Origin of the sequence: Actinoalloteichus fjordicus (assembly GCF_001941625.1) — a bacterium.
Taxonomy (GTDB): domain Bacteria; phylum Actinomycetota; class Actinomycetes; order Mycobacteriales; family Pseudonocardiaceae; genus Actinoalloteichus_A; species Actinoalloteichus_A fjordicus.
Map to the genome: position 1 here is coordinate 4233130 of NZ_CP016076.1, position 17426 is coordinate 4250555.

The 17426-nt window shown below is 69.7% G+C and carries 14 protein-coding genes; 6 read left to right on the plus strand and 8 right to left on the minus strand.

Annotation, left to right across the window (positions count from 1 at the left end; genetic code table 11):
• Positions 1-39: 39 nt before the first annotated feature.
• From UA74_RS18045 to UA74_RS18055, 3 genes are all read right to left on the minus strand, one after another.
• Complete coding sequence (locus tag UA74_RS18045; protein ID WP_198042765.1) at positions 40-1143, minus strand: sterol desaturase family protein; 1104 nt, start codon at positions 1141-1143, stop codon at positions 40-42.
• A gap of 1867 nt (positions 1144-3010) precedes the next feature.
• A complete protein-coding gene (locus UA74_RS18050; RefSeq protein ID WP_075741319.1) occupies positions 3011-3964 on the minus strand; it encodes an alpha/beta fold hydrolase in 954 nt (317 codons plus the stop codon).
• Positions 3961-4791, minus strand: a complete 831-nt coding sequence (locus tag UA74_RS18055) for an NAD(P)H-binding protein (RefSeq protein ID WP_075741320.1) — start codon at positions 4789-4791, stop codon at positions 3961-3963. Before UA74_RS18055 ends, UA74_RS18050 begins: the two co-directional genes overlap by 4 nt.
• Positions 4792-5270: 479 nt before the next feature.
• On the opposite strand from UA74_RS18055, the gene UA74_RS18060 reads away from it, so the two are divergent.
• Positions 5271-6155, plus strand: a complete 885-nt coding sequence (locus UA74_RS18060) for a tachylectin-related carbohydrate-binding protein (protein ID WP_198042766.1) — start codon at positions 5271-5273, stop codon at positions 6153-6155.
• A 562-nt stretch (positions 6156-6717) separates the two neighbouring features.
• Here the strand turns inward: UA74_RS18060 and UA74_RS18070 are convergent.
• Positions 6718-7365 (minus strand): dienelactone hydrolase family protein, encoded by a 648-nt coding sequence (locus UA74_RS18070; RefSeq protein ID WP_075741323.1) that lies wholly within the window; start codon positions 7363-7365, stop codon positions 6718-6720.
• Between the two features lie 982 nt (positions 7366-8347).
• Positions 8348-8890 (minus strand): mycothiol transferase, encoded by a 543-nt coding sequence (locus tag UA74_RS18075; RefSeq protein ID WP_075741324.1) that lies wholly within the window; start codon positions 8888-8890, stop codon positions 8348-8350.
• A gap of 452 nt (positions 8891-9342) precedes the next feature.
• Between UA74_RS18075 and UA74_RS18080 the strand changes: the two genes are divergently transcribed.
• Positions 9343-10014 carry a lytic polysaccharide monooxygenase auxiliary activity family 9 protein gene (locus UA74_RS18080; RefSeq protein ID WP_075743943.1) on the plus strand — a complete coding sequence of 224 codons (672 nt, stop codon included), beginning with the start codon at positions 9343-9345 and terminating at the stop codon, positions 10012-10014.
• 293 nt (positions 10015-10307) lie between these two features.
• Positions 10308-10832 (plus strand): DUF6314 family protein, encoded by a 525-nt coding sequence (locus UA74_RS18085; RefSeq protein WP_232237313.1) that lies wholly within the window; start codon positions 10308-10310, stop codon positions 10830-10832.
• A 350-nt stretch (positions 10833-11182) separates the two neighbouring features.
• Here the strand turns inward: UA74_RS18085 and pip are convergent, their stop codons facing one another.
• A complete protein-coding gene (gene pip / locus UA74_RS18090) occupies positions 11183-12157 on the minus strand; it encodes a prolyl aminopeptidase (RefSeq protein ID WP_075741325.1) in 975 nt (324 codons plus the stop codon).
• A 51-nt stretch (positions 12158-12208) separates the two neighbouring features.
• Here pip and UA74_RS18095 point away from each other — a divergent pair, with 51 nt between their 5' ends.
• Positions 12209-12721: a MarR family winged helix-turn-helix transcriptional regulator gene (locus UA74_RS18095; RefSeq protein WP_075764986.1), complete on the plus strand. Its 513-nt coding sequence runs from the start codon at positions 12209-12211 to the stop codon at positions 12719-12721.
• A 73-nt stretch (positions 12722-12794) separates the two neighbouring features.
• On the opposite strand, the gene UA74_RS18100 is transcribed toward UA74_RS18095, so the two are convergent.
• A complete protein-coding gene (locus UA74_RS18100) occupies positions 12795-13421 on the minus strand; it encodes a TetR/AcrR family transcriptional regulator (RefSeq protein WP_075741327.1) in 627 nt (208 codons plus the stop codon).
• Between the two features lie 133 nt (positions 13422-13554).
• Here UA74_RS18100 and UA74_RS18105 point away from each other — a divergent pair, with 133 nt between their 5' ends.
• The gene (locus UA74_RS18105) at positions 13555-15768 is read left to right on the plus strand and encodes an MMPL family transporter (protein WP_232237314.1); all 2214 of its coding nucleotides are present in this window, start codon (positions 13555-13557) and stop codon (positions 15766-15768) included.
• A 117-nt stretch (positions 15769-15885) separates the two neighbouring features.
• Here UA74_RS18105 and UA74_RS18110 read toward each other — a convergent pair whose 3' ends face one another.
• Positions 15886-16980 carry an alkene reductase gene (locus UA74_RS18110; RefSeq protein ID WP_075741328.1) on the minus strand — a complete coding sequence of 365 codons (1095 nt, stop codon included), beginning with the start codon at positions 16978-16980 and terminating at the stop codon, positions 15886-15888.
• Between the two features lie 79 nt (positions 16981-17059).
• On the opposite strand from UA74_RS18110, the gene UA74_RS18115 reads away from it, so the two are divergent.
• On the plus strand, positions 17060-17419 hold the full coding sequence (locus tag UA74_RS18115; RefSeq protein ID WP_075741329.1) for a MerR family transcriptional regulator: 360 nt from the start codon (positions 17060-17062) through the stop codon (positions 17417-17419).
• Positions 17420-17426 lie beyond the last annotated feature (7 nt).

Genomic DNA, 17426 nt, shown 5'->3' on the forward strand with positions numbered 1-17426 from the left:
GGCACTGCGTCACGAAACAGGGACCAACGGGTCGGCCGCTCAGGCCGAGTCGGTCTTCTTTGGAGATTCAGCCGATGCGGTGGCCGCGTCTGCGGCACTGCCTTCGGCGGCGGATTCCCGCTGCTTCCGCCAGGGATGCAGCAGGGTGGCGATCAGCGAGGACGTCTTGGGGAAGGAATCCGGATCGTGCAGGCCGACCGCGACCGGCACTCGACCGGGATACCAGGTGAAGCTGCCGAACACCCGGTCCCAGACCGACACGTCGGAACTGAAGTGGCCTGCCTCATCCAGATCGATGCTGTGATGCAGCCGGTGTTGCTCGGGGCTGGCCACCACGTGATTCAGCCAGCCGATTCGAACGTCGATGTTGGCATGCACGAAATAGCCCTGGGCGACGATGAACAGACCGACCAGGAACACCGCCGGATGGGAGAATCCCACGAGTGCGAGCCCTAGTTGTACCAGGCCCTGGGTCAGCGCGATGTCCACGACGTGGTTCACGCCGTTGTTGGCGACGTTGACCTTGTCAGGGACGTGGTGCACGCCGTGCAGGCGCCACAGCCATGGGTGGTTGTGGGAGATGCGGTGCACCCAGTAGCTCACCAACGAGCCCAGGAGCAGCGCGAACGGAATCTCCAACCAGATCGGCAGGCTCGACTCTGGAACCGCGACGGCACCGACGATGGCGGCGACGGGGAGCTGCGCGAGGCCTGCACCCAGCATGGTGAGCACCAGGTAGACGCCGTACCACGCCCATTCGCTGCGGCTGGGATGCCAGTCCACCTCGTACGGGATCAGCCGCTCCAGCAACGCGAGCACAGCGATCGTGCCGACCAGGAAACCGAAGTTGACCAGGCCGAAATCCCACCCGTTATGCAGCGCCGCCGCACCGGTGAGCACCATTGCGAGGAGCAGCATCGGATACGTGACATAGCAAAGAAAAGGCCGCGGAGGGGCCGCCTCTGCGGCCGTTTCTCTACTGGTCTTCGAGGCCTGTCTTCCGACGTAGGGACGAATATTCATGGCATTGTCCATCCACTTCGAGCCACCGGAGAAACCCGGCCAGGCCGGCGCCTGCCAGGACGATTGTGAGCACAACTGGTGCGAACGCGACACGGGAATCGCCAGCGAGCCGAGACCCACGCTGGACTCGATTCGGGAGCGCAGTAACGACAGTGCACTTCCCACCGTTGGCGCGCAAGACTCTATTCCGGGGAGACCCCTATGCAGTACTCACAATCTCAATCCTTGATATTCAGACAGTATTCACCGGCCGGCGGCCGTCGGATCACTCGGACGGCGGACCGGCGGGCGGCCAGACAGGATCCGGAGCAGCGGCGTTCCTCGCGTCCGACAACAGTGTGAGACGCGATCACGTGCAGCAGGTCGCACTGCACCATGGACTTCGCCGACTCCAACGGGCGCGGATAGCCGTGCCTGTCGGGAAGGTCCGGTCAGGCAGGCACCCGGCGCAGCGAAGCAGGCTGATCGGCTGACGAGTACCCGAACTCGTCAGTCACGTCGAACGGCGTGATGCCTCGATCCGTCGCGAACCGGCAACGCCCCCGCCGCGCGCCGTCGGCTGCGGTGGCCGGAGCCGACGGCCAAGCCGAAGGAGCCGTCATCGTCGACGGCTGGCGTTCCTCCCTCGGGGCGCGATCGTCCCCGCCGATTCCCCCTTGCCGTCGCCGCGAGTCCGACGAACAGCCGAGACGCCGAGGCCCTCAAGCGCCCATCGTTCGCCGGCCGACGGCGCGGAAGACGGAGCCCCGGAAAACGTCGATCGTCATCCGCCCCGCCTCCAATGCCCCGAACCGACTGCCCGCCGACGTCCCCATGACGGGTCTGCCGACGCTCCCCACGGGCCCCCTGGGACATGATTCCCTCCCCACCGGATCATCACCGAAAGTGTTCGAGTAGATGCTATCGGTAGTGGGAAGCGTTCAGGGATCACCCGATCGGTCATAGGTTCGCGACCGCCCCGCACCGTAGAGCAACAGTGATCGTCACGACGTGACCGCAATACCGCGCGAGGCGCCGCATCGACGGTGACGACCCTGTCGATCCCGTTCTACACCGTTCACCCGCGACCTCGGCCAGAGCACGACAGCCCTTGGCGCGGTCGGCGAACCGCCCCCGTCGAACGGGCCCGCGACGACCGGTCGTTCATTCCGCGAATTGATTCCAGCTTTTTCCCTTGTCGCGAATTTCGATTCGAGAACAGCGAGGTTCTTCGATATTGTCGACGACCGATCCGACCTCATCGAGACCGCAATCGCAGGCCCGCAGTGGAGCGTCCAGCCGGGACGATTGCGCCGGGCTCGCGCCCGCGCCGGGCCCGGCTGGACGCCCCGCCCGCCATCCGCCGTATTCGGTCGCTCCCGGCGGCCCCCTCGGCAGGCGGATCGCGAGGTCCGGGACATCACGGCTGACCTGATCTGCCCCGATGGCTGTCGGCGGCGGTATGTCTGGGGCCGACGGCCCGCAGCCCGAGCCAGCTGCGTACGAGTGCGACACAGTGCAGCCGTGCCCCGTCGACCGGCCCGACAACCGCTCCGGGCGGTCCGGGCCAACGTCGGCACGGACCGAAATCCGTGAACCTGAAAATGATTACTCGGCCGCTGTTCAACGATTTTTCCGATCGGCCGCTCGTGACTCATCGACATTTCCTGCGTAGGCCGCGTCCGCCGCCTTCCGCACGGGCGACTCGCCGCATCGACCCGACTTGCGCGCCGCTTCCCCGGGGGCCTGAATCCGTCCCGGCCTCGGACCCGACTCCGCCCCGGTTCACCGGTCCGAATCGGACGAGCCGACGCGTCGAGGAACGGGACATGCCGCGCGGCGGGCGGCCGTGTGCGACGACGCGGACGCGCGGCGATGTCGTGCCATCAGGCGGCCCGCGTTCGCCGCCGGAGTGCCGCAGGCGTGCGCCGCCCGGCGGCGAACACCCGTCTGCGGCCCGTCCCGTCACCCGAGCGAGGTATCCAAAGTGCCCTGTCGTGTCACCGTGTCACCGTGTCGACCCCGGTTCCGCTCCGACCGATCGATTCGTTCGATCGACGACATGCGCGATGATCGCGCTCGCCAACGGCTGATGCACCGCCGCGGGCAGCGCATGGCCCATGCCGGGGATCTCCGCGAACCGCGCATCGGGGATCACCTCCGCCAGGTGCCTGCCGTGCGGCGGCGGGCTGATCGGGTCCAGCGGCCCCTGGATCACCAGCGTGGGCGTGGTGATCCCCGCCAGTTCCGCGCCCCGTTCGGTGAGCGGCTGCTCGATCAAGCCGTGCGGGTGCACCTCCGGCGGCCGAGTCGGCCCGACGTGATCGAGCACTCTGGCCTGCGCACGACGAAACGCGACCTCGTCGAACGGCAGCTCCGTACCCGCCAAGGCCTTCCAGTGGTCGACGATCCCGTCCAGTTCCGCAGCCCGGCCCGGCGCGCCGGGCTGCGGATCGAGCACCGACTCGACGAACCAGCGATGCGGTGTGGGCAGTCCGTCCAGGGTGGGCTCGCCCGTCAAGGCCCGATCCCAGTTGCCGAAGAAGTCGACCCCCAGCGAGAAGGCGCCGACGAGCGTCATCCCGGCCAGTCGACGTCGGTGGTCCACGGCGAGCAACTGCCCGAGGACAGCCCCCATGCCGAAGCCGACGACGTAGGCGGCATCGACGCCCCAGCCGTCGAGAACAGCGACGGCATCGGAGGCCAGGTCGTCGAAGTCGTAGGGATGCTCGGCGAAGTCGCGGACGGTGGACAGTCCGGTGTCCCGGTGGTCATACCGCAGAACCCGCAGCCCCGCCGAGGTCAACAGCTCGACGAACTCGTCCGGCCATTCCAGGCCCGACTGGCAGTCCCCCGCGATCAACAGGATGGTGGGGTGCGCCGGATCGCCCGAGCTGCGAGTCCACAGCTCGACGTCTCCGGCGGTGACGAACCGGTCGTCTTCCACGACGGCATCGCTCATCGGAAGTCCTCCGCGTGGTCGATCGCCCACTCTTCGAGGGTGCGGGCGGGTCTGCCGGTGACCTGCTCGACGGTCGACAGCACCGGCTCGGGCCTGCCCACCCGCTTGGCCCAGAGATCGAGCAGCCACTCGGTCACCTCCTCGGGCAGTTCCTCGGCCATCGCCTCCCGCCACTGCTCCGGGGTCAGCTCCTCCACCGTCAGCTCCCGGCCGAGAGCCCTGCCGATGGCCTGCACCTGCTCGAATTTGGTCAACGACTCCGGTCCGGACAGCGGGTACCTCGCGCCGACGTGGCCGTCGGTGAGCAGGGCCGCCACGGCGACCTCGGCGATGTCGTCCTCATGAACCGGTGCCTGTGCCACGTCGCCGTAGACGAGCCGCACCACCCCCTCCGCTCGAATGGACTCGGCCCAGTCCCTGGCGTTACCCGCGAACATGCCCGGCCGCACGTGGGTCCACTCCAGGCCGGACCGCTCCACCGCTCGCTCGACCAGGCGATAGTCCTCGCCGCCCGCCTCATCGGGGTCGTCGGCGGTCGTGCCGGAGAGCACGACGATCCGCCGCACCCCCGCCAGCCGAATCCGCTGCACCACCTCGTCCGCCACCGGAGCCGCAGCCGGGAACAGGTACACCCGGTCGGCGCCGACGAACACCTGATCCAAGGTCTCCGGTCGTTCCAGGTCGCCCGCCACGACCTCGACGCCTGCGGGCAGCGCCGCCGCCTCGGGCTGCCTGGTCACCGCCCGCACCTCGACGCCTGCCGCCAACAGCCTCGCGACAACCCGCCTGCCGACGGTCCCGGTCGCACCGGTCACCACGATCCGCACGCATACTCCCCTGTCCTGGATTCCTCCGGAGCGGGCCGAGAACCGATGACCGCGTCACCGTGATCTCCCGCCCCGTCCGGCTCGACCCGCGCGACGCTACGGGCCGGACCGATCCCCGCGCCTATAGAACTTTGCTTTCATAAATAGCGTTCTATTCGCTTGACAGCGCCGCGGCCCGGCTCTCTCTGAATACGTGCGGCGAGCTGCCATCGCGGTGGTTACGGGCCGCGAGAAGTCCGCCGCCGACAATCCGGGAGGACCGATGAGCGCGACTTCCACCGCGCTCTCGACCGCGAGACCGAAGGGCTGGCGAGGGAATGGATATCCGACTCCCCCAGCGACTTCGAAAGAAACAAACCGGATGAAGAATGTCGCCCCTACTCCGTAGGATTCGATCATTGCGAACCGAAACCGTCCGCCGCCCCGCCCCCGTGCAGCAGCCCGGCACCGGGGCGGCGGACCAGGCAGAAGGAGATCACGTGCGAGAACGTCGCAGTTCGAGAATGTCGGTGCTGGCCGTCGGCATTCTGGCGATGTCCCTGCTGGCAGGGCTGCCTGCCCTGGCAGCGTCGCCCGCCACGGAGGAGGAGCCGATCCTGGAGTGCCACACGTTCGCACGGTTCTACACCGCTGATCCGAACGGCGACGTCTACCACAGTGCGCACAGCGACCCGATCGGCGGCGCGACTCGTTGGAATGTCGCCGTGGGGGCGATCGGAAACAGCGTCGACGGCCGAATGCTCGCCGGCCCGGCGGGCCTGCTCTACGAGATCAAGAGCGACGGACTACTGCAGATGTACCGGCGCGGCGACTCCGGTTGGGAACAGTGGGAGGACGGCGGTTTTTCGCGCGATTTCCAGACCACCTTGGGCGGCTACACCAGCACGGCCTGGCGAAATCGAATCACCGTCGACTCGACCGGCGACTTCTACTTCATTCGCGGAAACAATCAGCTGTACCGCGCGACCCTCGATGACGAGACCCGCGAACTGCGGCAGCAATCGATCGACGCCGACTGGAGCCGGTTCGACCTGATCACCGCCGCCGGGCCGGGCGTGCTCTACGCACGCGAGTCGGACGGAACGCTGTACCGCTACCAGTACGACGCGGCGACGGAGCAGTGGACCGACCAGGGCACCTGGATGGCGGACGGCTGGGAGCGGTTCGCCCAGGCGGCCTCGCCCGGCGGTGACGTCCTCTACGCCGTCGACACCGAGAGCGGGCAGTTGCACTGGCAGCGCTTCCTCCCGTACTCGGATGACACGATCGAGTCGAGGATCGTCTCCCGAAGCACGTGGACGGAGCGCAGTATCGCGATCACGAGCGACTCCTGTGCCTGGACGGGGACCTCCGCGACGACATGACCTGACCGACGACGGGTGTCAGCCCGCACCTGATGCGGTCCGCATCTCCTCGCTCGGCTCGGTGGACTCCGGGCCCGTTCCAGACGGCGCCCGGAGTCGGTCGAGCCGCGCCGGGACAGACGCCCCTGAGTCGGGAGGAGGCAGCCGCCGTCTTCCTCGCCGCGCCGCCTCGCCGTCGAGGCCGGTCGCGGTTGCCGCAGTCGTCCGGCGCGGAGTGCCTGCCGGTCCGGACGTCTGTGGTGGAAGGACCCGGTTCCTGGTCGGATTGACGCGGGGCACGTCCGTCTGGTCCGAGGTGGACGGCGATCTCCCGCACGCACGTCGGCGCTCACGGCGCGGCGGGTCCGAGGCGCTGAAACACTCGACCTGCGGAGTTCGTCAGGATCGGCCCGCCCTCTTCGGTCCCGGCGTCTCGGCGGAGTCCAGGACCGGATCAGGCGCTCCGCCGTCTCGGCTCGGACCGACGCCCCGAGTCGGGCTCGGCAGCGGACTGATCGACGCCGTATCGGGCCCGTGAGGCGAGCCGCAGGCACCCGTTCGACGGCGGTGACCGCGATCAGCCTCAGCCCGCCAGGTGCCTGCGGAACCAGTCGGCCGCCAACCGCGCCACCTCGTCCATGGCGCCGTCCTCCTCGAACAGATGACCGGCGTCGGCGACGACCTCGATGCGATGGGGGGCGGAGAGTTCCGCCGAGGCCTGCCGGTTGAGCGTGAGCACCTGTTCGTCGCGACCGCCGACGATCAGCAACGTGGGGGCGCGCACCTCGCGCAAGGCCGCCAGGCCTGCGAGGTCGGGACGGCCGCCCCTGGACACCACGGCCCGGACCTCGGAGAGCCCGGCGGCAGCCACCAGCGCCGCAGCCGCTCCCGTGCTCGCACCGAAGAGCCCGAGGGGCAGCCTGTTCGTCGAGTCGGCGCGAATCCAGGCCGCCGCGTCGGCGACCCGCTCGGCCAACAACGGGATGTCGAAGCGCAGCTCGCCGGTCCGCTCGTCGCGCAGTGCCTCCTCCTCCGTCAGCAGATCGAGGCGCAGGGTGGCCAGCCGCCGATCGTGCAGCACGCCGGCCACCGCACGATTACGCGGACTGTGCCGCGAGCTGCCTGAACCGTGGGCGAACACGACGATCCCCTGCGCGCCCTCTCCGACGGTCAGATCGCCTGCCAGGGTGCCTGCGGATGTGGAGATGGACACCGGCACCGATACCGCCATCGACCTCGCCTCCTCTCCTCATCGAACGAGCTGCCGCCTCGTCCCGACGCCGGACCGGTGGACCGAGCCGGGTGCGGCCCTCCCCGTGCCTGTTGGGTTTCCGCCTGCCGCCGAGGGCAAACGTGCCTACGCGATCACCTGCCCGCGACGTGGCCGCTCGATCGGGCGGCGATGCGCGGCCCGATCCCGTGGCAGGCCGCCCGTATCTCAGAGCCTGTTCTTGATCCCCCTGGAGTCGTGAGCGGGGATCAGCGTGGCTGAGCTGCCAGGCGGAGGAAAAAGACATGACGGAGTCATGTCGACTGACGACAACGCCGCAGATCGCCGCTGTCTGCCCCGCGCAACTGGAAAGTGGGGATCAAAAACAGGCTCTCAGGCTGTTCGCCGCCGAACCGCCCCGAGACACCGGCTCCGCAGGCAGGCAGGAGGAGTCCGGCGGTGTCCGACGGCGTGCATCGCCCGCCCGCCGAGTGAGCCACCGCGCCGGCTCGGATGCTCGCCCACCATGATCCGGCGCAGGGCTCGGGCATCGTCGAGGACCGACTCAGGGGCCCTGCCGCCGCCACGACGGCGTGCCCGGTCGAGCGTCGATGCCAGGGGACGTGTCGAGGCGCGCAGCTCGGATCATGAACTGAGCGTAGCGACGATTCCGGATTCGCCCGGCCTGGTCGTCGATGTTCATGACACCTGTCAGACGGATTGATGACAGCTGTCATGAAGAAGTCATGACACTTGCCACTACCACGCACGACCCGTGCCGGACAGGATCGACGGCATGCCTTCGCAGACCACGTTCCCGTCCGCCTCCAGGCAGGCCCGGCACCGGTCCGTCGACTACCGTCCGCTACCACACCGTCCCAGGCACGTCGGCGCGGCCGCGTCCCCGAATCGGGGGCGCCGAATCGCCCGCAGCCTTCTGCGGCTGCTCCGCCGAGGGCGTCTCCGGCATCCGCCCGATCCACGACGCCGGGTGGGGCGGCTGTCAGGCGTCCTCGCCGGTCTCCTCGGCCTGCCGTTCCAGCACACCGCGAAGGAAGGAGGCCTGGCCGGCATGTTGCAGATCGTCGGCCACCACGCTCACCAGCCTGGTGCACAGCGTCACCGGCGGGTCCCAGGTGTCATCGACGATCCGGTCGAAGTCCTCATCGGCAAGGCCTGCCAGGTACCGCGTGGTCATCGCATGGACCGCGTCGTGGTACCCGGTCAACAGATCCGGCGAATCGACGCAGACGACCCCGACCTCTCGTCCGGTCTGTCCGTATCCGGTGTCCGTCGGGCCGAACGGCAGGCCGAACCGGTCGAACCAGCCCTCGTCCGTCCAGACCTGTTCGACGCCCGCGAGTTCCGCCACGTGGTCGTCCTGCACGCGCGTCAGGTGCCACAACAGCCAGGAGATCGAGTTCGATTCACTGTCCAGCCGAGCCGAGAGCTGATCGGCGCTCAGCCCGGCTACGTTCTCCGCGACCAGATCGCGGATCCGGTCGAAGGCATCGGTCAACAGACGGGCGCTTCTCTCCGAGGTCACCCACCTCACGCTAGGAGACTTCGACAGAGGCGTCCCCGTGAACCAGTCGCAACAGCCCGTTCAGGGGTCACCGGGCGCAGCGGTGTGACGACGACGCAGCCGGCAACCGGGCCTCGGCCTCGCCCCTGGTGTCCCGCCCTCGCGCGCTGCCGCTGTTCGACTGCACGTGCACCTCCGACCAGCGCGGGCGCCCGGCCGTAGCGGCAGCCGGCGGCGATGTCGTCCGTCATGGTCCACACGGTCCCAGCGGGCCGCCGCGCCGCCGACCGAGGCCGGTTGGCCGGCTGCCGCAAGGGCCGGGTGGCCGCTCCAGCGCCGGATTCGGCCGATCGTCGGCGAGACCTGCTCGCCGAATGCGCTGTCCGGGGGATGCGATCGACGATTCCGGGCGGTTACCGTCGTACCGGGTGCGCGGTATCAAGGTTAATCCTCCACGAGACATGGAGAACGGGATGTCTTCTCTCACGCGTGCCCGAAATCCGCTGGCCGCTCGGGCGGTCGCCATCGCATCGGCAGTACTGCTGCTGCTTGCGGGCGTGTTCACCGGGACCTCCTCGGCCCACGGTTCGGTGATCGACCCGCCGTCGCGGAACTTCGGCTGTCACGACCGCTGGGGTACCGACCACCTCAACCCCGACATGGCCACCGAAGACCCGATGTGCTGGCAGGCCTGGCAGGACAATCCGAACGCGATGTGGAACTGGAACGGCCTCTACCGGGAGAACGTCGGCGGCAATCACCAGGCGGCCATCCCGGACGGGCAGCTCTGCAGCGGCGGCCGCGCCGAGGGCGGGCGGTACAACTCGATGGACGCCGTGGGCGACTGGGCAGCCGCCGACATCTCCAACGACTTCTCGGTGCACCTGTACGACCAGGCCTCCCACGGCGCCGACTACTTCCAGGTCTACGTCACCAGGCAGGGCTTCGACCCGCTGACCGAGAGCCTCGGCTGGGGCGATCTGGAGCTGGTCGAGGAGACCGGTTCCTACCCGCCCGCCACGGACATCACCTTCGACGTCAGCGCGCCGGGTCGCACCGGGCGCCACATCGTCTACACGATCTGGCAGGCCAGCCACATGGACCAGTCGTACTACATCTGCAGTGACGTGCGGTTCACCGGCTGATCGTTCGCTCGCCGACAGCACAGGCGGCGCCCCGCGGGGCAACGCAGGTCCTGGGAGTTCGAGGACTCGTGGTGCTCGTTCGCCACGATTCGGACTCAGCACCGGCACCGCCCGCGCCGACCACGCGCCGGGCGGTGCCGGTCCAGGCGACCAGACGACCGACTTCGCCGGACCGAGGCAGGCAGGCCGGTCGGCTGCCCCTGGCTCCTCGGGACGGGGAGCCGCCCGCCCGGCGCCGAGCCACAGCCGGCCGCACCAGCACACCGCCCCGGCGGGAGGAGAGAATACGCTCGGTGGAGCGAACTCGGTGGACTGCCGCCGTGCCGCCGGACGGCAGCGCGGGGTCGCCCAGACGGAAGAAGGCGGCGGTCATGACGGCGGTGGGACAGGCGCTTCCGGTGGCCGACCTGCCTGCCTATCTCCTCGGCCGGTGGCGGCTGGAGCGGGAGATCCTCGACGTCACGGGCTCTCGGCTGGGCAGCGTGACCGGCATCGCCGAGGTCCTGGACCACGATGATCGGCTCGGCTACACCGAACAGGGCGAACTGGTGCTCGCCACGTACCGAGGCCCGGTCAGTCGACGGCTGGACTACCGCCTCACCGGTCCAGGCCGGGCCGAGGTCCACTTCGACCACGGCGGGTTCTTCCACGAGGTGGATCTGCGAGACGGCCGCTGGAGTACTCGACACCCGTGCCGCGACGACGACTACCAGGGCTGCTACCACGTCGTGGACGAGGACCGCTGGCGGCAGAGGTGGACGGTGACCGGGCCGCGAAAGGACCATGCGATCGTCACCGAGTTCCGTCGTCTCGGCTGAGAACGCGTCGGGCCGCATCGCCCCGTCGACATCCTGCCGGGCCGCCGGAGGCTCGGTGCCGCGATCCCAGCCGTTGCGCAACCGACGGGGCGTCGGCGCGACCGTGTCCCCGATCGACGCCGAAGCCCGCCGCCCCCCACGACCAGCCCGACACTCGGCGTCCACTGTGATCCCCGCGACCCGCCGCCACTTGGCGCCGCGACCGGTCGCCCCCGCTGTCCCCCGCAACGCAACTCGGCGACGCGACGCGGCGTCCCCGGCAGGGACCGGCAGGCCCTCGCCACGGCCGCACGGCCGATCGCGGCAGGCCCGGCCAACTCGTCAGGCGGTCCGGACGCGATGCGGCCCGGTCACGACTCGCGCGCCGCGAACCGGTCCAGTGCGCGGTGGAGGTCCGTGCGCATCGTGGCGCTGCCGGTGTGTCCGGAGTCCTCGACGACGATCAACTCGGCGTCCGGCCAGTTGCGGGCGAGTTCCCACGCGGTGTCCAGGGGCGACCCGAGGTCATGCCTGCCGTGGATCAACACGCCGGGGATGCCTGCCAGTCGCCCTGCCTCGCGCAGGAGCACCCCCTCGGCCAGCCAGGCTCCGTGGGAGAAGTAGTGCGCACAGATCCGGACGAAGGCGAGCAGGTCGTCCGAAGCTCGGTTGCTGTAGGCGTTGGGGGTGCCGTTGGGCTCTCGCGAGATGACGGTGTCCTCCCACGTGATCCAGTCGTGCGCCGCGCGGGACCGCACCGTCGGGTCCGGATCAGCCGTCAGGCGGGCATAGGCCGCGAGCAGCTCGGGGACCCCGCCACCTCGGGCGGCCTCGGGAACGCCGTCGCGGAACCGTTCCCACTCCTGGGGGAACAGCCTCCCGACGCCTCGGTACAGCCAGTCGATCTCCGATCGTCGCGTCGTGGTGACGCCGGTGATGACGATCTCGGACACCCGGCTCGGATGACGTTCGGCGTAGGCGAGGATCAGGGTCGATCCCCAGGAGCCGCCGAAGAGCAGCCATCGATCGATGCCGAGGTGCTCGCGAAGCCGCTCCATGTCGGCCACCAGGTGGTCGGTGGTGTTGACGCTCATGTCGGTGGCCGGGTCACTCGCGTGCGGAGTGCTCTGTCCGCATCCCCGCTGGTCGAACAGCACGACCCGATAGCGTGCCGGATCGCAGTACCGGCTCAGTCCCCGGCTGCGGCCCGATCCCGGACCGCCGTGCACGATCAGGAGCGGCTTGCCGTCCGGGTTGCCGCCGACCGCCCAGGCGAGGTGGTTGCCGTCGCCGACGTCCAGCAGCCCCTCGTCGTAGGGCTCGATGGGCGGGGAGTGCTCGGTCATGCTCGGTTCCTCCAGCCTGCGCCAATACATTAGTGCTGTTACATTAGCCGCATGACGGAAGGCACCGACACCACCGGACCCGAGTTGCTCGGCACGCGGCTGCGCCACCTGCTGGAGCTGATGGAGGGTGACGTGGCGGCGGTGTACGCCGATCTCGGACTGGCCGACTTCCGCCCGCGATACACCCCGATCGTCTGGGCCGTCGCCGCCTCGGGCGGGAGTTCCATTCGCGATCTCGCCGCCGCCGTGGGCGTCACGCATTCGGCGGCCAGCCAGACCGTCGCGCAGATGGCCGAGGACGGACTGGTCGTGTTGACGCCCGGCTCCGACGCCAGGACACGCATCGTCGGACTGACGCCCAAGGCGGAACGACTGCTGCCCCGGCTCCGGACGGAATGGCAGGCGACCACGACGGCGGCCCGTGCCCTGGACGCCGAACTCTCCGCACCGTTGAGCGCACTGGTCGACGAGGCCATCGCCGCCGTCCGTCGCAGGCCGATGCGACAGCGCATCGCCGACGTCGCGCCCGATCTCATCGCACAGCACCGCGACGACCGGCCCTGAGCGGAGCCGACCCGACGACGGATCCCCGCCATTCCCGTTCCGGCCGAGCCTGCGGCCCGAGGACGGCCGTCGCTCACCTGGCTCGGCCCGCGGTCTCCAGATAGGACACGAGCACGGTCTGCAACTCCGCCGTCATGGCCGCCTGTTCCGACGGGCTCGCCTCGGCGATCAGCGGGATCATGCCGCGCACGATCTGGATGACGACGGTCACGGTCCGGCTCAGAACGGCCGGGTCCAGTCCGGGCACCAGTGCCCCGATGAGCGCGGCGACCCGACCGTGGATGGCCTGCTGCACGGGGGCGACGGCGGCCCGCAGCGGCGCGGGCATGTCGGTCCTGGCGAACAGGGACTTGAAACCGGGATGCGCGAGGTTGAAGGCGACCAGCGGACCGACGACGCGCTCGACGGCGGCGGACAGCGTGACCCCGGCCGCCGACTCGGTGGCGAGCACCTCGGACCGGAACGCCTGGAGCCGCTCGGCGTAGTGGTCGGCCAGCGCCCGCGCGATGTCGTCCTTGTTCTTGAAGTACTGGTAGAGCGATCCGGGTGAGATCCCGGCCGCCCCGGCGATCGCGTTGGTGGTCGCACCCTCGTAGCCGTGTTCGGCGAACACCGTCGCCGACGCGTGCAGGATCTGCTCGATCCGCCGCTGCCCCCTGGCCTGTCGACGGGGCTCTCCCTGCCTCGCATCGTCGGTCATCAGTGCCCCCTGTTTCGGGATTCATCGGACGAACTAGACAACACGAGCAATTACTCGTATTCTCAGCGCCGTCGCAAACACGAGTACTTACTCGCCTATCGTACAGGGAGCCCGAACTTCCATGGTCGGTCGATTGACAACGCGCTTCCCCAAGTGGGTGCTCGCAGGCGCCGGGCTGTTATTCGTGCTCTTCGCGGTGCTGGCGGCAGGCACGATGGACGCGCTCGCGCTGAACCGCTACGAGGCGTTGAACTCGGAGTCGGTCGCCGCCCGCGAGGTACTCGGCGATCAGTTCGGCACCGGCAGCCCGAACGTGGCGATCCTGGTGGACGCCACCGAAGGAACGGTCGACGACGCCGAGGTCGCCGAGATCGGGCGCGGGATCACCGAGGCGCTCGCCGCGAACCCCGACGTCGGCGACGCCTGGTCCTACTGGAGTCCGAACGCGCCGGAGACCCTCGCGAGCACGGACCGCGAGCATGCCCTCGTCCTGGCCTGGGTGCCCGGCGATGCCGACCACGTGCGCGGCGAGGTCCTGCCCGAGATCGACGAGACAGTCGTGCAGTCGGTCGACAGCCCGGCGGCGGAGGTCGTGCTCGGCGGCGGCGACGAGATCTTCCGCGTGGTCGCGGGGCAGGCCCGCGAGGACTTCCTCCGCGCCGAGATGATCATCCTGCCCCTGGTCGCGCTGCTGCTGTGGGCCGTGTACCGACGCATCGCCCCGGCCCTGGTCACCCTGGGCATCGGCCTGTTCTCCGTCGTGGGCACCCTGGGGATCCTGCGGGTGGTCACGAACTTCACCGAGGTCTCGACCTTCGCCTCCAACATCGCGCTGGTACTGGGCATCGGTCTCGGCGTCGACTACGGCCTCTTCGTCATCTACCGGTTCCGCGAGGAACTCGCGGCAGGCCGGTCCGTCGAGGTCGCCGTGCGCCGCACCGCAGCAGGCGCAGGCCGCACCGTCATCTTCAGCGGACTCACCGTCGCGGCCTCGCTGGCCGTGCTGTTCGTGTTCCCCTTCCCGTTCCTCTCCTCCTTCGCCTATGCGGGCATCGCCGTGGTCGCCACGGCGATCCTCGGCGCCGTCGTCGTGCTGCCCGCCGCGCTCGCCCTGCTCGGACACCGCGTCGTCCGCAAGGGCCCGCAACGCACCGGGGAAGAGGGCTTCTGGCACCGCACCGCGACCAGGGTGATGCGTCGTCCGGTCATCGCGGGCGGCATCGGCCTGGTGGTCCTGCTCGCGTTGGGCGCACCCGCGCTCGGCATCAACTTCGGCTCGCCCGACGACCGGATCATGTCGGCCGACCAGCCCGTCCGGACCATGTACGACACGATCCGCACGGACTTCGCGACCGAGGATGCCGACGCCGTCCAGGTCGTCGCGGCGAACGCCGACGAGCAGGCGCTGCCCGCCTACGCCGCCACGCTCTCCGAGATCCCCGGCGTGCTGCGCGTCGACTCCGCCGCGGGCAGCTTCGCCGAGGGCGACCGCATCGGCGAGCCGGGGCCCGACGGCGCCGAGCGCTTCAGCGACGGCACCGGCACCTGGCTGGCGGTGCTGCCCACCGGCGAGCGGCTGGCGGACGACCCGATCGGGCTGGTCGCCGACGTGCGATCCACCGAGGCGCCGTTCGACGTCCAGGTCGGCGGCTACCCCGCCGAGCTGACCGACTACCGCGACGGGGTCGTGGAACGGCTGCCGCTGGTCCTGGCGCTCATCCTCGTCGTCACCTTCGTCGTGCTCTTCCTGATGACGGGCAGCGTGATCGCGCCGCTCAAGGCCTCGGTGTTGAACCTGCTGTCGCTGTCGGTCATGTTCGGCGTGCTGGTGTGGGGCTTCCAGGAGGGCGCCCTGTCCGGGCTGCTCGGCTTCACCACCACCGGCTCGATCGAACCGAGCATCGTGCTGCTGATGTTCTGCATCGCGTACGGCCTGTCGATGGACTACGAGGTCTTCCTGCTCGCCAGGATCAAGGAGGACTACGACCGGACCGGCGACCTCAACGGGTCGGTGCCGCGCGGCATCGCCCGTTCCGCACCGCTGGTCACCGCCGCCGCCGCACTGCTGGCGGTCTCCTTCGCCGTCTACGCCACCAGCGAGATCACCTTCCTCCAGCAGTTGGGCATCGGCATGGCGCTGGCCGTCATCGTGGACGCGACCCTCATCCGGGGCGTCCTGGTTCCGGCCTTCATGCGCCTGGCGGGCGGGGCGAACTGGTGGGCACCCGGCCCGTTGCGTCGTCTGCACGACCGCATCGGTCTCCGGGAGGACATTCCCGACGAGCCGGGCGACGCGGAACGGGCCGCGCAGGAGTCCCGGCCGACCGACACCGCTCCGGCGCGCTAGGGACCGCGGGGCGATCATGCCGCCGACGCCGGGAGAACCTCGGCGTCGGCGGCATCGCGCGCTCTGCCTCGCCCGGAGCGGGCGGAATCGCTCGCCGACTGTGTGAACCGCACGTCGTCAGTGCACCTCGGCGGCCGCGAGCGTCGGGTAGTCGGTGTAGCCGACGGCGTCGTGGGTGTGCAGAGTGGTCTCGTCGACCGCGTTGAGCGCAGCGTCGCGCGCGAAGCGTTCCGGCAGGTCCGGATTGGCGATGAACGCCCGGCCGTAGGAGACCAGGTCGGCCAGTCCGGCGGCCAGGACGGCCTCGCCGCGCTCCCTGGTCGTCGGGTCGCCGTTCTCGCCGACGTTGGCGACGAGGGTGCCGTGCCAGCGAGGCCGCAGGTCGGCCAACGCCGGATAACGCTCGTCGTCGGTCAGATGCAGATACGCCAGCCCGAGCAGGTCCACCTCGCTCAGCAGCGCCCGGTAGACCGGTGCCGGGTCGGCCTCGCTCATGCCGAACTGCGGATTCCCCGGCGAGAGCCGCAAGCCGGTGCGGTGCGCGCCGACGGCCGAGGCGACCGCACTGACGACCTCCACCGGGAATCGGATGCGGTCGGCGATCGAGCCGCGCCCGTACTCGTCCGCCCGGAGATTGGTGTTGTCGGCGAGGAACTGGTGGATCAGGTAGCTGTTGGCGCCGTGCAGCTCGATGCCGTCGAAGCCCGCGTCCATCGCGTTGCGCGCCGCCTGGACGTGGTCCGCCACGGCCTGGCGGATCTCGTCCGTGGTCATCGCTCGCGGCACGATCGCGGCGGCCTTCCTCCCGTCGCGGACGTGCACCGGCCCCGGCGCGGCCACCGCCGACGGACCCGCAGGCAGGTCTCCGGTCAGGCGGGCCAGCGGATGGCCCTTGCGTCCGCCGTGCATCAGCTGCGCGAAGATCCGCCCGCCCGCCGCATGGACGGCGTCCGTGACGCCGCGCCAGCCCCGAACGTGCTCGGCGGTCTCCAGACCTGGCAGCCGCCACTCGCTCTGGCCTCGGCTGCTCGGCCAGATCCCCTCGGTGACGATGAGCCCGGCGCCTGCACGCTGGGCGTAGTGCTCGGCGACGATCGGCAGCGGGGTGCCGTCCTCGGCGGCGCGGTGTCGCGTCATCGGCGCCATGACCAGGCGATTGGGCAGTCGCAGCGACGCCGAGGAATACGATCGGAGCAGAGGCGAGGTCGTCATGCCGGTACGGTAGAACTTGACATTGATGTCAGATTCAAGTCCGAGGTCAGATTCGATTCGGTGGGAAGGCGGAGGCCCGATGCGCATCGGTGAACTGGCCCGACGGACGGCCGTGAGCGAGCGCTCCCTGCGCTACTACGAGAAGCAGGGTCTGCTGGCGGCCGAGCGCACGACGGGCGGCCACCGGATCTACCCCGCCGACTCGGTGGATCGGGTCATCCGCATCCAGGAGCTCTTCGCCGCCGGGTTGTGCAGCGCGAAGATCGTCCATATCCTGCCCTGCATCCGGGACGCCGACGGCGGACCCGCCGAGACGGCCACCCCGTTCCTGGTCGACCAGCTCACCGTCGAGCGCGACCGGATCACCCGCACGATCGACGAGCTCGTCCGCTCCCGCGAGGTCCTGGACGAGGTGATCGACACTGCCTCCGGGCCGTGAGCGTTCG